Annotated in this window: 12 protein-coding genes; 7 read left to right on the top strand and 5 right to left on the bottom strand. The window is 60.1% G+C overall.

Translation table 11 applies throughout. The annotated features are described in order from the left end of the window. Window positions 1-405: 405 nt before the first annotated feature. A complete protein-coding gene (locus EN807_RS13035; RefSeq protein ID WP_135935186.1) occupies window positions 406-2,061 on the bottom strand; it encodes a hypothetical protein in 1,656 nt (551 codons plus the stop codon). Window positions 2,062-2,419: 358 nt separating this feature from the next. Here EN807_RS13035 and EN807_RS13040 point away from each other — a divergent pair, with 358 nt between their 5' ends. Genes EN807_RS13040 through EN807_RS13060 form a run of 5 tightly spaced genes read left to right on the top strand, consistent with a single transcriptional unit; the run spans window position 2,420 to window position 7,906 of the window. Beyond that, window positions 2,420-3,709, top strand: a complete 1,290-nt coding sequence (locus EN807_RS13040; RefSeq protein WP_246684074.1) for a cellulase family glycosylhydrolase — start codon at window positions 2,420-2,422, stop codon at window positions 3,707-3,709. Further along, window positions 3,706-4,242 carry a glycosyltransferase family 2 protein gene (locus EN807_RS13045; RefSeq protein ID WP_135935187.1) on the top strand — a complete coding sequence of 179 codons (537 nt, stop codon included), beginning with the start codon at window positions 3,706-3,708 and terminating at the stop codon, window positions 4,240-4,242. Before EN807_RS13040 ends, EN807_RS13045 begins: the two co-directional genes overlap by 4 nt. After that, window positions 4,230-5,402, top strand: coding sequence for a glycosyltransferase family 2 protein (locus EN807_RS13050; protein WP_210239978.1), 1,173 nt, complete (start codon window positions 4,230-4,232; stop codon window positions 5,400-5,402). Before EN807_RS13045 ends, EN807_RS13050 begins: the two co-directional genes overlap by 13 nt. Further along, complete coding sequence (locus EN807_RS13055; RefSeq protein ID WP_135935188.1) at window positions 5,403-7,019, top strand: GMC family oxidoreductase; 1,617 nt, start codon at window positions 5,403-5,405, stop codon at window positions 7,017-7,019. It begins immediately after the preceding gene. A 5-nt stretch (window positions 7,020-7,024) separates the two neighbouring features. After that, a complete protein-coding gene (locus EN807_RS13060) occupies window positions 7,025-7,906 on the top strand; it encodes an NAD-dependent epimerase/dehydratase family protein (protein ID WP_135935189.1) in 882 nt (293 codons plus the stop codon). A 490-nt stretch (window positions 7,907-8,396) separates the two neighbouring features. Here the strand turns inward: EN807_RS13060 and EN807_RS13065 are convergent, their stop codons facing one another. Beyond that, the gene (locus EN807_RS13065) at window positions 8,397-9,113 is read right to left on the bottom strand and encodes a class I SAM-dependent methyltransferase (RefSeq protein WP_135935190.1); all 717 of its coding nucleotides are present in this window, start codon (window positions 9,111-9,113) and stop codon (window positions 8,397-8,399) included. Window positions 9,114-10,836: 1,723 nt separating this feature from the next. On the opposite strand from EN807_RS13065, the gene EN807_RS36500 reads away from it, so the two are divergent. Continuing rightward, entirely contained in the window at window positions 10,837-12,390 is a 1,554-nt protein-coding gene (locus EN807_RS36500) for a family 16 glycosylhydrolase (RefSeq protein ID WP_135935191.1), read from the top strand. A gap of 355 nt (window positions 12,391-12,745) precedes the next feature. Here the strand turns inward: EN807_RS36500 and EN807_RS13075 are convergent, their stop codons facing one another. Beyond that, window positions 12,746-13,150: a hypothetical protein gene (locus EN807_RS13075; protein WP_135935192.1), complete on the bottom strand. Its 405-nt coding sequence runs from the start codon at window positions 13,148-13,150 to the stop codon at window positions 12,746-12,748. Window positions 13,151-13,533: 383 nt separating this feature from the next. On the opposite strand from EN807_RS13075, the gene EN807_RS13080 reads away from it, so the two are divergent. Further along, on the top strand, window positions 13,534-14,346 hold the full coding sequence (locus EN807_RS13080; RefSeq protein ID WP_135935193.1) for a response regulator transcription factor: 813 nt from the start codon (window positions 13,534-13,536) through the stop codon (window positions 14,344-14,346). A gap of 122 nt (window positions 14,347-14,468) precedes the next feature. Here EN807_RS13080 and EN807_RS13085 read toward each other — a convergent pair whose 3' ends face one another. Together EN807_RS13085 and ugpC are read right to left on the bottom strand one after the other, a co-directional pair. Beyond that, on the bottom strand, window positions 14,469-14,771 hold the full coding sequence (locus EN807_RS13085) for a PfkB family carbohydrate kinase (RefSeq protein WP_348640236.1): 303 nt from the start codon (window positions 14,769-14,771) through the stop codon (window positions 14,469-14,471). A gap of 207 nt (window positions 14,772-14,978) precedes the next feature. Further along, on the bottom strand, window positions 14,979-16,061 hold the full coding sequence (ugpC, locus tag EN807_RS13090) for a sn-glycerol-3-phosphate ABC transporter ATP-binding protein UgpC (RefSeq protein ID WP_135935195.1): 1,083 nt from the start codon (window positions 16,059-16,061) through the stop codon (window positions 14,979-14,981). Between the last annotated feature and the right edge of the window lie 5 nt (window positions 16,062-16,066).

Raw genomic sequence — 16,066 nt, forward strand, 5'->3', positions numbered from 1 at the left:
GAAATGAAAGAAGATCGGTACGCTTGCAGCCCCCTAATCTGAGTTTGTTATGCAAAGCATTACTGATGCATATCTGAAATGGAAGGACGATGGATGGTTAGAAAAGACAATAGATGATTAGCTCTTTTGGGGTATCACTTCAGGTTATTTCCAGCCCATACCACCAGCGCGGATAGTACGGCAGCGGCATCGATCACCTTCAGCAGCTGTGCTGGCAGCATTGCCAAACCCGTTTAGACCTCTGGGGCCACCTTCAACGCCAGCGAGGACATCCATCGACCCGCGGTCGGCGCTAGCTCACAAGCGAGAATTTCTACTGAGCGAGCCGTGCAGAAGGCACCGAAGGTCGTCGGCGCGAAGAAATGAACGTGGGCTCGCTCCTTCACTCGGCCGTGATTTCCGAGCTTATTCTGTGCCGGGGAAAGGTCGGGCCCGCCCGGCCCGTCTCAGGCGGGGTATCTTGCGCTCGACCACCTGGCTACGGGTGGCTGACCCGGACGAGACCGGCCAAGAGAGGGACTGCCCACACGGTCCCGAGACCCCACGCGGTCCCGAGACCGGCGCGTCGGGTACCAGCAAACGATAGGAGGTCGTGACCTCTCGCAAACCCCGGATATGCCCGAACAGGTCGATCACCTCCAAGCCAGACCGGCGGTTGTAGGTGTGACACCCCAACGCTCCGGACCAAATGCGACCGACCGGGGTCTGAGCAAACTCCGACACCCCGAGCGCATCTATCTGGCAGAACGTCACCGCGCCGCCATAGCCGCGCGCGCAGTCTTGGACCGGGCGTAGCGTGCGTCCGCCGTGTCGGATGACGGCGCCTGCGGGGCGGCTGAGCCTGGCATCGATCAGGACGGGGTTGGCGGCATGGGGCGTCCAAGATCCGGTCAGGCTCTCGGCACGGTAGAGGCTGAGGACATCCCAGGACGTGGACCTCCACAGCCTTGGGCTGACGAAAAACCAAAAGCCGCCAGCATGCCAGAGCGGCGTGGTATCGTAGCCCTCAATGCCTTCCATGAGGCAGGCCTCCCGCGTCCACCGGTAAGGGAATTCCACTGCCCGGTAGAGGCTGACATTCCTGGCCGCCCCCGATTCGGGGATCATCCAGATCTGCCCATCCCGCTCGAACACGAACGGGTATGAGAGGTGATGCGGTTCCTCCACGACGATCCGGGATGCGCCGGCTGTCCCGTCCCGGTTCACTGTCACGACCGCAATGCATCCCCGGTTCTTCGAGTAGAGGTACTGTTCGACAAAAATGAAATCCTGCCCCTGGTGCCGGAACGGGAATGGGTCGGCAAGGTAGCTGTCGGCATTTCCGGTGAGCACCCGGAAGGCTGCTTCGCCTTTGTCGAGCAGGCTCGCCGATTCATCGAAGCGCCAGCCAATCCCCCACATCCTGCCGCCCCTCGCCAGGATGTCCAAAAGCCCGATCGCCTTCGATGCAACCGTGCCGGTCGCTCTTGCAAGCGCCGAAAGCGCGCCAAACGAAGGCACTGCCGTCCGTGGGCCGGGGATACCGGACGCAGCTGAACCGGTTTCCTCACACAGGGCTTTGAGGATCAGCGGCACAGCGCAGGAAAGGGCGCTGTCGAGCCTCGCTGCCAACACTTCACGGTCTCTACTGGCAGGACGCGCCGTCCACGGCCGCAACGGGCGCGCCGTGTCATGCAGGTCGACGAGAATATCCTGATGATTCAACCAGGCCGCCACGATTCCGATCTCGCCGGGTGCGCCGTTGAAGACCGGGGTGAGCACGCGCCGCGCCGCCGGCAGCGATTCCGCCCCGCTCAGATCAATCACCACATCCACTTGGTCGGTCGGAGGCGGCGGCAGGGACCGCAGTGCCGCCTCGACGGAGTTAGTGGCGCCGTTCCCGCGAAAGCCATAGACCAGTCGTTCCAGTTCGAGCAGCAGACGGCAGGTCAACGGCAGCGGGCGGCGACCGGCCGCCAAAGCGCAGGAGACCTCGTTGCCGGGCACTTCAGCAAGCGCTTCTGCCAGCCAGAGGTGCCACCGAAGTAGCCGCGATGGATCGAGACTCAGGCAAATGCGCATTGTTGTTCCGACCGCGGATTTCAAAAGGACGCCGGCTCACAGCTTGAAGAGAACCGCCTGCGGCGATCCGCCTTACCAAGACTCCGCCGCAGGCCCGCGGGCCAGGGAGGTAGATGGACAGCGATGGCGCGTGCCACAGCGCGAGAATACTTCCCACATATTACTACCGCGGGGACTCGCCAATACGAGGAGCCGAATTCTTGGTTGGGAGCGATGTCTGCCAGCACGGGTCCATACTCGAGCGACCGGAATCGGCCAAGCACCACTATGCCCGAACGACGCCCGGGCTGTGCGAGGTCAGAGGAGGTAATCCTTCGGGGCTGTTGCACTCGGCGCCCGGCGAGAGCCACATGCCCGGGTGATTGTCGGCTGGCAACGATTGAAAAATAGGCTGCGCAACGCCGGACTGCGGGTGCTGGTGTGCGCGTTGCTGTCCGTTCCGGCAGTCGTGAGCGCCGCGGATGATCCGTCGGCAAGGTCCTTCATCAAGACTTCCGGAACGAACTTCACCTTGGACGGCAGGCCGTTCTTCGTGACCGGCGTAAACAACCACTATCTGACCTACGGGTCGCCGGATGAGGTCACCCGCGTTCTCGATGACGCGGTGGCGATGGGCGCCAATGTGGTCCGCACCTTCCTCCAGCCGGTGATCGGGTCGCTCGACGGAAGCAAGCCTACGATCTGGGATTGGCGGCTTGAAGGCGAAGCCAGCAATCTCGCGGTCAAGGGCACGTACCTGCTCTACTGGGACCCGAGCCAAAACAGGATGGCGGTCAATGACGGCGCCAACGGCATGCAGAAGGTTGATTTCCTCATCGCCGAGGCCGGCAAGCGACGCCTGAGGCTGATCATCGCCGTCCTGGATTTCTGGGCCTTCACAGGCGGCGCCCAGCAGATGCGGGCCTGGTATGGGAGCCGGGACGCCCCAGGCGTGCAGAGCCAGTACAACACCGACCTCAGCAAAGAGAAGTCGGAGTTTTTCTTCCAGGATCCGCGCACGAAGCGCGACTACAGGACCTGGGTCAGCCACGTCGTGCAGCGAGTCAACCCGCTCACCGGGCTCGCCTACCGGGATGATCCGACCATCATGGCCTGGGAGCTAATGAACGAAGGCAATGCGCAGCCGGAGGCCTTACGATTGGCTTGGACCACCGAAATGACGGCCTACGTGAAGTCGCTCGATCCCAACCATCTCGTCACCTCAGGGCACGCTAACGTCGAGTCGAAGCTAGCGGATCTGACGATCCCGACTCTCGATTTCGGGACCTGGCACGGCTACCCGCTCTACTACCAGCTCACCGTCCAGCAGTTCGACAGCTTGATCACCGAGTTCTGCCGGTTGGCAGTTCGCGCCGGAAAGCCGGTGCTTCTGGAGGAGTTCGGCTATGCCCGCTCCAATCAGAACTTTGCCCAGGCTTACGCGATGTGGCTCGACACGCTGACGCGCGAGCGCAACTGCGCCGGCTGGATGGTGTGGCGGCTGGTGTCGCGGCAGGACAGCGGACGCTATCCCGTCGACGAATATGACAAGTTCGATATTCACAACGACGGAGGTCCGCTCTGGAACATCCTCAAAGCCGCCACGGCTCGGGCGAGGCAGACACGCGAAACCAGCCCGGCCTCCGAAACCAGCCGGCAGTTGCCATGACCGAAGCCTCCGTCGTGATCTGCGCCGACACACTCGATCGCTGGGACGATTTGAACGCGGCCATCGCGTCGGTGCGCCGCCAGACCTGCCCGGCCCGCGAGATCATCCTCGTCGTCGACAACGATGAGGCGCTCTTGGAGCGCGCCCGGCGCGAGATCGAGGGTGTCGTCGTCACACCTAATACCAACGTGCGTGGACTGTGCGGCGGTCGCACGACGGGAGCCGGATTGGCGTCCGCGCCGGTCGTGGCGTTTCTCGATGACGATGCGATCGCCGATGAGCGCTGGCTGGGCGAGTTGCTGATGCCCTACACCGACCCGCGCGTGCTTGGCGTCGGCGGCCGCCTCGAGCCTCTGTGGCGCAAACCTCGGCCCTCGTGGTTTCTTTATGCTGAGAACCGGCTTCCGGGTAAGCCGAATCCAGCGCGTGGAAGTCTGGCTTTTCAAAAACCAAGACCATCGCACCGTCTATTGAAGAGCTTGGGGCAGACATTGGCAGCTCAAGTCGGGAGAATTCCTAGATGCGTATTCTGATGCTTGCGCAATCCTGTACGCCGATTGGCGTTGGCCAGCGGGGCCACGTCCGGAACCTAAGTATCGGACTCGCCCGCCGCGGTAATGACGTTGCCGTTGCCACAACCGGTCAGCCTGGATCGAAAACCGGGCAGACGGAGGATGGCGTCACCAGCGAACGCCAGCAGGCCCGCCCGACGATCTCAGTGATTATCTGTGCCTACACCGAGGACAGATGGGAGCTGATGCTTCAGTCGGTGGCCTCGGTTCAGGAGCAGACCTTGCAACCCTGTGAGATCATCGTTTGCATCGACCATAATGAGACCCTGTTCCACCGTTGTGCCGCGTACTGGGCTGACTTCGCCGCATCCACCCCTCCGATACGGGTGATCCAGAACAAGTACGACGGGCACCTGGGGTCGGCCCGAAACACGGCAGCCGAGACAGCTGCCGGAGACATTCTGGCGTTCTTGGATGACGATGCAGCGGCCGACAAGGACTGGCTCGGGATTCTCACCGACCCGTACCAGGATGAGCGCATCGGGGCCGTCGGCGGGCGTCCCATACCGGTTTTCAAGGCTGGCCGCCCGGCCTGGTTCCCTGTGCAGTTCGACTGGGTGTTCGGATGCGCTTATGACGGCCTTCCGACTATCCGAGGTCCTTTGGCTCATCTCATAGGAGCCAACATGTCGGTGCGGCGGACCCTCCTCGAGCAGGTGGGAGGGTTCCACTCCGACCATCACGACGACATGGACATGTGTCACCGCGTGACGCACCTCAGGGGCAGTGAGGCGGTCATCTATGAACCCGCGGCGGCCGTCCGCCACTTTGTACCGGCCTCACGGCCGACTTGGAAGTACTTCTGGCGCCGCTGCTTCTTCGTCAACAAAGGGAAGGTCGAGGCGTTTTCCCAGATGGGCGACGCCGCTACTCTGAGCTCAGAGGCCCGCTTCGTCTGGTACGCGCTGACCAAGGGCGTACCGCGGGAGATTTTGCAAGCGGCCAAGGGTGACGCCCACGCGCTGGCCCGGTCCGCGGCGATAGTCGTTGGCGTGGGGCTAGCCGCGGCAGGCCACGTCGCCGGCCGGATCGACCTGGTGCGGCGCTTGCGCCGGCGGCGCCAACAGGCAACCAGGCAGATCCTGGACACAGCCGCGCAAGGCGGTAGGCGCGGGAAGTAAATGCCGTCTGCGATAATCATTGGTTCGGGTCCGGCTGCAGCCGCCGCCGTGTTGGCGCTGTCCGAGAAGCCAAACGAGAAGATAACCGTGTTCGATCCAGGCACCGTGATCGATGCGGAGACGCAGGAGATAATCTCCAGGCTGTCGAAGCTGCGTGTCGACGACTGGGATGCGGAGGACGTCCGCCGGGTCAGCCTGCAGCCCAAGCAGGTCCGGTCCGATTCGCTACCTGAAAAGAGAAGCTACGGATCCGATTTCCCCTTTGTCAACAGGGGCCAACTCGACGGCGTCCACTCCGAGGGTAGAGTCAACTCAGCTGTCATATCAAGCGCCTACGGGGGGTTCAGCAATGTCTGGGGGGCTCAGATCATGCCCTTCAGCGCCGCCACGTTCAAGGGATGGCCGTTCGACTTCTCGGATATGGAAGAGCACTACCGGACCATCCTAGGTCACATTCCTTTCGCTGGAGAGTCCGACGATCTCGAGGAGTGGTTCCCGCTCATCGGATCCCCGGACCCGCTTCCGCCACTAGCGCCGCGGACGCAGATGGTCCTGGCCAACTACGACCGGCACCGCGATCGTGTGCGCTCCACGGGAATAACGATAGGCCGCGCCCGGCTCGCCTTCTCAGCGCCCGAATGCCAGCCCTGCGGCCTATGCATGACTGGGTGCCCGCGGTCGCTGATCTTTTCGGCCTCGCACAGCTTCGATGGCTTCAGGCGCAGCGGGAGGATCGACTACCGCAGCGGGCTGCTCGCGGTGCGAGTCGACCAGGAGGGCGACACGGCTGTCGTGCAGGCCCGGGAGCTGTCCAGCGGCCGGATCCAGCGATTCACAGCCGACCGGGTCTTCGTGGGCTGCGGAGCAATCGGGACCACCCGGCTGATCCTGGGCTCGCTCGGATCGGACCAGCCGGTACATCTTTCGGAATCGGCTCAGTTCGTTCTTCCAATGATGTCCATGAAGCCGACCCCCGATCCACGTACAAGGCGCGAGTTCACACTCAACCAGTTCAACATGGTCATCGGCCGAGACGAGGAGGGCTTCGATGTTTCACAGATTCACTTCTATCCGTTCAACCAGGCATACTACGATGCGCTGCCCGGCTTCCTCCAACACCGCGCCGCCGCCTTCGCGACGGATCGGCTCCTGAGCCGGTTGACGGTAGGTTTGGGCTACTTGCCATCCTGGGCATCACCCAAGGTTCGGGTCACCACCCAGGTGTCCGCAGCTCCTGATGAGCTACCCCAGATCACTCTCACTTCGGAGGGCTTCAGCGAGGCCAAGGTCAGGGGCAAAGACGTGCCTCCGATGCTCCCTGACGTACTAAAGCGGATCCGCAGGGCGGCACCTTACCTTGACTTGTGGCCAGTCACGCCGCAGATGCTGTGGTCGGGCGGGGCCAAGAGCTACCACTTTGGCGGCAGCTTTCCCCACGCCAGTGAGCCGGATTCTGGGAGTGCGACGACAGACCGGCTCGGGCGGCTGGCGCGCTGGGACCGGATCCATCTCATCGACGGGTCGGTTTTCCCAAATGTTCCAGCTACTACCTTTACCCTGACTGTGATGGCCAATTCTCATCGCATCGCCTGCGAAGCGATGCAGCTGACGGGTTGAGTTCAATGCGGGTCGGTATCACCGGGGCCAACGGATATGTCGGGACCATCCTGCGTGCCGCCTTCGCCGAAGAAGGGCATGAGGTCATCGCGTTCGCCCGTTCGAACCGGGTGACCTCCGAATCTGCCGCCGCAATGGTCGGCGTCGCCGAGCGGCGCCCATACGAGATCAAGCGCCCGCCGTCGGGGGCCGCATTCAGCGACCTAGATGTGCTCATCCACGGTGCATGGGACCTGACTCTCGTCAACGCGGGCGATGTGTGGGATGTCAATGTGTCCGGCTCGCAGCACCTCCTGCGAAATGCCGCCGACGCAGGGGTTCGCCGGGTCATTTTTATCTCCTCGATGTCCGCTTACAAGGGAACCCGACAGTTATACGGCCAGGCGAAGCTGGCCTGCGAGCGCACCGCCAGCAGTCTGGGAGGTGTCTCCACCCGCCTCGGATTGGTGTACGGCCCCGGTTGGGGCGGGATGGCAGGTGCGCTCCGAAAGCTCACCACCCTGCCGGTCACACCTCTCATCGGGGTGCGCTCCCACCAGTTCACAGTGCATGAGACGGACCTGGCAGCCGCCATGGTGCGTATTGCCGAGTCGGACATGCCCCTGCCGGAACCGGTAGGGCTGGCCAACCCCGAACCGGTGCCGTTCCGACGGCTAATGAAAGAGATCGCCGCGTCACAAGGCAGAACACTGCGCGCCGTCCCCGTGCCCTGGCAGCTTGTCAGTGGCGTCCTCAAGGCAACTGAGGCCTTGCATGTCCCCCTACCCTTCCGATCCGACTCCATCCTTGGGCTCGTGCACCCGGCGGCAGAGGTTCCCGGAGTAGAGAGGCTCAAGCAGCTCGGAATCGAGTTTCGGAGCTTCTCGCTGGAGGGCGATCGACCTTGAAAGTATGGGAGAGCGGCCCGGCCTTGCGGCGGTGGACAGTAGCAGTTTGACGTTTCCGGGAGGCCACTACAACTTTCGCCTTCGTGAGCCGCTGATACTTCGATATGAAGACGACGTGGCGATTGCAGTCCCAGCCCGTGTGGTTTGGGCCCTCAAACTCGCCCAGCGCGTTGTATGGGCAGCTGCGCAAGCACCCTGGCGAGGTGTTGCCAAGAGCGCGAGGATCAACGGCAGGATCAATTGAATCTCTGGCGCCGACTTGCGGTGGCACATCAATCAGGGGCCGCGTTGCCCGTTTTTTGAGTCCTCAAATCTAACGACCCCGGATTCGCCGGTGTATGGCTACTCTGGGGTGCGTGGGGGAACCCGAGATTGGTGGAGAGGAAAGGCGCCAGCGTCGAGCAAAATTCGATACCGCAGCGTCTCGCCCCTTGGCATTTCCCTTGCCGCCACTCCCAGTCGGTTGTTCTGACGCGTGCCTAACGCCACCTCAGCTAGTGAGGACCATCAGCGAGGCACCGCCGAGTAAGCGCACCGACAGGTCCTCTCCGGCGATAGTCCGGACAATGCGCCGTGCCGCGTTACCGAGGATGGCTGTCGTGGTTCGCCATTCGGGATGGACCTGCAGGATATCTTCCGTCCTAGTGTACTGTGCGTCAATAATCTTAAAGCCCGTGTCGCGCAGAGTCGCTAGAGCTGTGGCCTGATCAAAGTAATGCAGGTGACCGACCTCCTTGCGCTGCTTAAGGTGCTGTCCGCGCAGAAGGCCGACGATACTAATATCGAGAGGAATATGAAACGCATAGTATTTCGAATGTCCTCTGAGCTTCCGAAGAAATCCCATATAGTCATCGATGTGCTCGAACACATCGATGCACAGAAGAAGATCGTAATTTTCGTTGGTTTGCAGGAAGTCGCTGCAGTGAAATCTTAGATTGTTTCTTTCTCGCTGTTTGGCCAAATTTATAGCATAGGGAGCGATATCGTAGCCGATTGCCTCTGAGCCTCGGAAGATATCATGCTGAAGAAGGGCATTCAGAACGCCTCCCGTCCCGCAACCTGTGTCGACGATTTTCTGGCAACTGATGTTGTTCGCGCGCACGATCTTGGCGATGTTCGCGGCCTTAACACCGCCGTCTTCATCATGCCACGTCGGATTGGCAGCGGCGTAATCTTTTCCGGTATAGAGGTCATTACTTGACATCATCTCTACCCATCTTAATGTGTTTGAGCCAGATTAAGTTGCCTCTTGGAATGCTTCGAGCTAATAATTGCTTGTGGCTTTGACCGAAAACGACCAGCGATCGAAATCTCTGCATGGCCCCAAGGCCAGATCCAGAAGGGAAAGCCTAAGTCGCCCCTTGTTGATCGAACTTCACGTTTCGGGAAATGAACGGATCTTACGACGGCACCGGTCCGCCTTGAGGTCGCACCAGAGTTCGAGAGTTCCTCCCTTGCCCGGGCTGCACGCTAGGTGCGAACCGCGCACCTCAGAAAGTGGGCGCAACCGGATAAAAACAAAACCTAATCATTACAAATGTAACGACACTCTCGACGCCGTCAAGGCACCTCCTGCGAAGCTTCCGGGGAGGAACCTTAAAAGCACGCGGCCCATCTGGGGTAGCTCGTGAGAACCAAACTCTCCGCGTTCCACAGCGACGCTGATGATAGAATATTGTCGCCGATCAGGGACAAGCGATGCCGCATCATCGGCTCTGTGTTCTGAACGAACACGGCCAATTCATGGGCGCGGTCAACCTAGCCTGCATAGACGACGATGCAGCGAAAGAGCACGCTAACCGGTTAGCACTTGGCCACAGGTGGAGCTTTGGCGGCTTGTTGCGCGGTTCAAATTCGGGCCGTCCCAGCGAGAAAGCGCCCTCGCGCCCTAGGGGTCATGTATTAGCCATTTCCACAAGCCGCTTAAGCGATCGTACTTCCCTTGGATGCGGGTGCAGCTTTTGGCGCTGTTCGATGCAGGCACGTTTGCGTTGCAGTTGAACGGCCTGTCCGGTACTGTAGGGGCTGAGCTCGATAACGGTGCGAGTCCCACCTTCGATCATAGGAAGGCGGATGATCCGGGACGTCGCTGGTGTGCCGCGCGACATCGCTCAGCAACACGTGTAGAGACTGGAGCGTAGTCAACGCCTCAACGGCGGACCTTGGCCGGCGCACTGGCCGCGCAAACGGCACGGTCAAACATCGGGACCGGCAGCTCCAGCCATCGATTCGACGGTTCGCCCTGCAAATGAGGTCGTCGGGAAGGATGGCAGGGATGTCTCCGAGTTGCGTGGCGAACGACCCGCTCGCACCACGGCCCCAAAAGTCGACGGACACGGTTTTCGTAGGACGCGTCCGGAAGCCTGTTTCGGTGCGGCTGTTCGACGCAGCAGCTATATTAGAAGGTGTTAATAAGTTTTTCGCCCAGCCTCATTCTCGCCGCAAACAGCAGTAAGGCTGCGTACATCGTCCTTAATGATCGCTTCACGTATAGTATAGAATGGTGTGCGGATGAGTCCGCAAGCGGACATGCCTACGTTTTACTTAGGGCGCCGTTGAAATTAAAACAAGAAGACGCAATTACTAAGGTATCTACTGTGCTTTTACTAACCGGAAAGCTTGGCGATGCATCCGCCGAACGAGCTGCGCTCGACTTCAATTTGGCTGTGGCTCGAACCTCTGAACACCTTGCGCGCGCGGCAGCGACCCCCTTCCAAGGGAGGACCCGATGAGCATTCCCACCGACAAAACTCGCCTTCGATGGCGAGTTCAACGTCTCGACAATAATAATGTCTGGGCGAGGATTTCCAAATCTCCGCTACTTTGAAATCCGCTCGCGGTGCCCAACTGCGAGCGTGCGATATGTCGCGCGCCTTGGCGATGCGCGGCAGTAGAATCCCCTGTTTTCAACGCCAAAGAAGGATCACGGAATGACTCTTTCCGCACCCGCAGGCTTTGCCTCTAGCGATCTCGTCTTCGAGGAGAGCTTCTCCGGTACGGCGCTCGACAGCGACTGGAATACCTACATCACCAGCAATGCCGCCAACGGCTGGCCATGGAATAGCAATGGATCAGGAGGAAGCAACGCAGGCTCGCAGTATTATGCCGACTACGATGTGCCGAGCCAAGTGTCCGTGAGCAACGGGAAGTTAGATCTCACGGCGATCAAGCAGCCCATCAGCGGCATAAGAGATGGGACGACACAGACATACCCGGTCACGTCCGGCGCCGTCAGCAGCTACGGCAACTTCGAATTCAATGGCGGCTACCTTCAGATCAGCATGAAGGCGCCGAGCGGCGACGGCGCATGGCCAGCCCTCTGGATGTTGCCCGGCCAAGGTGCCGGCAGCAGCGGTGACAATTTCGAGATCGATATACAGGAGGGCGGGTTTACCGAAAGCTCCGGCCCGGTTGACAATAACTTCACTTGGCACCTTCACGGCCCATCTGGATGGGTCGGCGCGAGCATCGACAGCGGGGTCGACCTCACGGCCGGCTTCCACACCTACGGCATCAACTGGGATCCCGGTAAATCGATCACCTGGTATCTCGACGGGAAGCAGATGGCGCAGGTCACCAGCGCACAGGCAACGATCCCGAATGAGCCGATGGAATTGATCATGAACAATGGGGTCGCCAATTCGAACACGGCCGGATGGCACACGACTCTGGATAGTTCGACTCCCTCGTCGATGCAGATGCAAGTCGATGAGATCCAGCTGTATCAGAAGGCAGGCAGCGGCGACACTGTCACGGGTGCCAACGTCACTCCCCCGACCACTGGCGCGATCGGGACCGAGACTGGGTCTGGGACCGGGACTGTCCTTCCTTCCGGCGGCACCAGCGATGGCACCTTGTACGGCACCAGCGGCGCCGATGTACTTCGGGAAACCGGTGCCAACACCATGATCGGCTATGGCGGCAGCGACGAATACTATGTCGACAATGCCGGCGACAAGGTGGTCGAGGCCTCTGGCCAAGGTCAAGACAGGGTGTGGACCTCTGTGAGCTATGCGCTCTCAGCCGGCTTGTCGATTGAAGTACTTGGCACCACAAAGGACGCCGGCACCACGGCAATCAACCTGACCGGCAACGGGTTGGCCCAAACCATCCAGGGCAATGCCGGCGCCAACGTCATCAACGGCGGCGGCGGTGCCGATAAGTTGAGCGGCTTCGGCGGCAACGACACTTTCGTCTTCAATAGCGCCCTTGGTAACGGCAATGTCGACAGGATTACCGACTTCAACAAGGACAAGATCCACCTCGACGACGCCGTTTTTGCCGGGCTTAAGTTGGGGGGGCTTTCATCGGACGCTTTCTTTGCCGGTAGGGCCGCGCATGACAGTTCCGACCATATCATCTACAACAGTTCGACTGGAGCGCTCTCCTACGACAGCGACGGCACAGGCGGCGCAGCTCAGACACAGTTCGCCACTCTTTCTCCAGGTCTGTCGCTTACGGCAGGTGCATTCTTTGTGACCTGAAGGAGCTAGCGAGAAGCGACTATCGCGCGAGGGCCGCGGTCACCAACAGAGACAGGTGGATAAACTGCACCTTGAAGCCTGTCTCTTTCCGGCGAGCGTGGATGAGCCGGCGTTGAAAGGATCGTTGCCGCGGGCGTATTCGTTGAGCTCCATCGCGCCGGTCGAGTTCGTAAACTCATAGGCCTTGGACGGTTGCATCTAATCGATAGTCGATATCACCATTCGGGGAAGGCCATGTGGGCGGCCTCGGCCAGCATCGCGACCTCCTGAGCTGTATGGCCAGAGCAGTCGTGGGTCGAGCGGCACCCAGCCGCCGGCCGCCGCCATCGCCTTGTCGAGCGCCGCATCGCTGACATTATAGCAGGCGCAGCAGGCGCGGAAAGGCAGAACGTGCGTGGCGAGGAAGGCTTGCATGCGCGTTCACGGCCTCGCCGGCAGTTGCCGCGTCGGTGCGGATCGTGTGCGACCACATCACGGCGCTCTTTGGGTTCAGCAAGCGACGTTGGAATAGCTGCCATGGGCGCCCTGGGAATATCCCATTGCCCAGCGTATGGCCGGGCACGAAGACCCGAGAATGCCGCCAGGTCGCGGCGCATTTCGGCGCAGCAGCTGGCGTCGCCACCTGGGTGGCGTCGATCGGCAAGCCGTCGATCTGCGGCGGCAGTGGCATGGCCGCCGTTCTGCGGATATAGTCGCCGGTCACCAGATTGTCGGCCAGCGGTCCGAATGGCCCGGCTTTGACGCGCTGGCGCTCATGCAAGAAATCGCCCTGACCATAGAGGCGCGATCTATGGACTATCAATTGCGGTCACGTCGGAAAACCTGAGGCAGCACTATCGGACCGGTTTCTTGGTTGAAAGCGCGCCGGTTTGCGATCCTTTGTTCCCTCAACTAAACTAAACTAAACTAAATTAAACTAAACTAAACTAAACTACGCCTCCTTCTAATGCGTGACGTGCGTCCGGGCGGGCGCAGTGAGAACCTTGGGCCGGCCATCTACTCCTAATGAGGTATTTTGAAATTCGGCGTTCGCGGCGTAAGGTAATACGGTTAAATACCATTTTTGCAGCCGCATGGAGAACCAAACAAGAGTACCTCATAAGTGTCATAGGTTGTTAACTAGTGTACCAGGGGAGGCTACCGATGGGACGACAATCTTTTTTGACGTTACTTGTCGGACCGAGTGGATTACTCCGAGAGAGCCTAATTCGGATCCTAGATAAATCGAAGTTTCGTATTGCTTTCTCAGCAGATTCTGTTCACGACCTCCTTCTCAAACCGTTGCCGCAATGCCGGCCTATCTTGCTTATAATTGATGTCGATTGCTCCGATGCCAGTTCTGGATTTGAACAAATTGCAGATTTCAAGGAAAATTATCCTGATAGCCATGTAGTTGTTTTGGCTGATCACTATCAATTGGACGATGTCGTCTCAGCTTTTCGTTCCGGTGCAAATGCTTATTTGACAAAATTCACCGCTTACGACACGTTCATCAAATCTCTTGAATTAGTGTTGCTTGGACAATCCATGTTGCCTGCGGAGGCGTTGCCATTTTTACCGTCTGTGAAGCAAAATCTGGAACCTGAACATAAACAAAATCCAAGCAATCCTGGCGTTATCCCGGAGCATGAGGAGCGCGTCCTCTCGATGCTGTCGCCTCGCGAAATATGTGTTCTCGGTTGCTTAACTGAAGGTAAGTCTAATAAAATCATCGCGCGTAAGTTCCATATCGCCGACGCAACGGTGAAGGTGCACGTGAAGACGATTCTTCGAAAGATTCGGGTCCGCAACCGGACTCAAGCTGCAGTTTGGGCTATGAATAACGGGTTGTTAACCAACACTGTGTCTGGCCACGCCTGGGCAAGCGATCAATATATGACGGCCGAGCCTCGCGATACACAAGATCTAGTTGAGAGACATGCTGACGGCCATTTCGAAAGTACGCATCCCATTTGAATCAGCTCTCCTTCTTGAGCGACAGTCGAGGAATTGGTCAGCGAGCTCGCCATCAAGGTGTCGCGCGATTCGAGATAGGGAGCGCATCTCGACCAGATTGATGTGCCCGAACCTGGTTGGCTTCAGGTAATCAGCCCTTGCTCCGGGTCGCGCAGGATGGCCGTTCCACCGGCCGCCTGAACGGCGAGGCTGCCGAACGTAACGCCCGCGGCGAGGCAGGTTTGCGCGTTCTCGCCTGAGAGCCAAGCATGGATGAAGCCAGTGTTAAAGGCGTCTCCGGCGCCGGTGGTGTCCACATCCGGAACCTTCTTCGATCCTCTTTGCAGCAGTGTCCCAAACATTTTGAGCCACGCGCCGCCGGCTCCCGCCTTCAGCGCAACGACAGGAAATGCCTCGCCTAGTCTAGCAGAGATCTTTCGGATCAACTTGGTCGGCGTGAGATGGAAGAAGTAGTCTCGGCAGACGTCGTCGATCGGGATTATGGCTCCCCATTATACTGGTCCATCATCAATAGGAATGCGGTATTCATGCTTCACCCGTCAGCCTCCCGAGTCGAGCCGTCGCCAGGTTCGTTCAGAATGTGGGCCCGCCCAGTCATTCTCCAACGCCACCCGGGCAGGGTTCACCGAGTTCTAACTCACAGCGATGCGCAAGCCGGTGTTATCGAAAAGATGCAGATGGCTGGTATCGAACTTCAGATCCACCGTGTCGCCTGAAGCCACCGAACATTGTCCGGCGACAACCGCAAGCATGGTCCGGCCGCTGCTTATCTTGGCGTGGACGATTGTCTCGGAGCCGAGCGCCTCCACCAGCGCGACGGACGCCGCAATGTCTCCCTTGCCGGCGTCGGCGAGGCCGACGTGATGCGGCCGTAGCCCGAGCGTCACGTCGCCATTCGCCGCGCTGACGTTCCCGTCGATCTCGAATCCAGCTGAACCGTCCAGCGTGAGGCTTGACCGGCCAGTGCCCCCGGGTGCCAGCTTTACCGGTAGGAGGTTCATACGCGGTGCACCGATGAAACCGGCGACGAACAGATTGGCCGGATGATTGTAGAGGTCGAGCGGCGTGCCAATCTGCTCGATGCGGCCGGCGCGCAGCACAACGATGCGGTCGGCAAGCGTCATCGCCTCGATCTGGTCGTGCGTGACATATACCATCGTCGCCGAAAGCCGCTCGTGCAGGGCGGCCAGTTCGGCGCGTGTCGAGATGCGCAGTTCGGCGTCGAGATTGGACAGCGGCTCGTCAAGCAGGAAAGCGGTTGGATTGCGCACGATGGCGCGGCCGATCGCGACGCGCTGGCGCTGGCCGCCGGAGAGCTGGCCGGGGCGCCGGTCGAGATACGGCGCGATTTCCAGCATCCGCGCGGCTTCGGCGATGCGCGCATCGATTTCGGCGCGCGCCATACGGGCGTTCTCCAGTCCGAAGGCCAGGTTCTGGCGCACGCTCATGTGCGGGTAAAGTGCGTAGGATTGGAACACCATCGCCAATCCCCTGTCGGCGGCCGGGACGGTGGTCACGTCCTTGCCGTCGATCGCGATGGCGCCGCCTGTCGGCCGATCAAGCCCGGCGATGAGCCGCAGCAGCGTGGACTTGCCGCAGCCGGAGGGGCCGACGAAGACGATCAGCTCACCGTCAAGAATATCGAGATTTATGTCGTGCAGCACGCCGATCTTGCCGAATGCCCTCGATACGTCGGTGAGTGTGATCTGGCTCATGGTAG

The sequence above is a fragment of the Mesorhizobium sp. M5C.F.Ca.ET.164.01.1.1 genome, assembly GCF_004792125.1.
GTDB lineage: Bacteria > Pseudomonadota > Alphaproteobacteria > Rhizobiales > Rhizobiaceae > Mesorhizobium > Mesorhizobium wenxiniae.

Excerpts from the sequence above, each read along its gene's own strand:
- EN807_RS13035 (WP_135935186.1), bottom strand. The coding sequence starts at position 2,061 with ATGCGCATTTGCCTGAGTCTCGATCCATCGCGGCTACTTCGGTGGCAC.
- EN807_RS13045 (WP_135935187.1), top strand. The coding sequence starts at position 3,706 with ATGACCGAAGCCTCCGTCGTGATCTGCGCCGACACACTCGATCGCTGG.
- EN807_RS13050 (WP_210239978.1), top strand. The coding sequence starts at position 4,230 with ATGCGTATTCTGATGCTTGCGCAATCCTGTACGCCGATTGGCGTTGGC.
- EN807_RS13055 (WP_135935188.1), top strand. The coding sequence starts at position 5,403 with ATGCCGTCTGCGATAATCATTGGTTCGGGTCCGGCTGCAGCCGCCGCC.
- EN807_RS13060 (WP_135935189.1), top strand. The coding sequence starts at position 7,025 with ATGCGGGTCGGTATCACCGGGGCCAACGGATATGTCGGGACCATCCTG.
- EN807_RS13065 (WP_135935190.1), bottom strand. The coding sequence starts at position 9,113 with ATGATGTCAAGTAATGACCTCTATACCGGAAAAGATTACGCCGCTGCC.
- EN807_RS36500 (WP_135935191.1), top strand. The coding sequence starts at position 10,837 with ATGACTCTTTCCGCACCCGCAGGCTTTGCCTCTAGCGATCTCGTCTTC.
- EN807_RS13080 (WP_135935193.1), top strand. The coding sequence starts at position 13,534 with ATGGGACGACAATCTTTTTTGACGTTACTTGTCGGACCGAGTGGATTA.
- ugpC (WP_135935195.1), bottom strand. The coding sequence starts at position 16,061 with ATGAGCCAGATCACACTCACCGACGTATCGAGGGCATTCGGCAAGATC.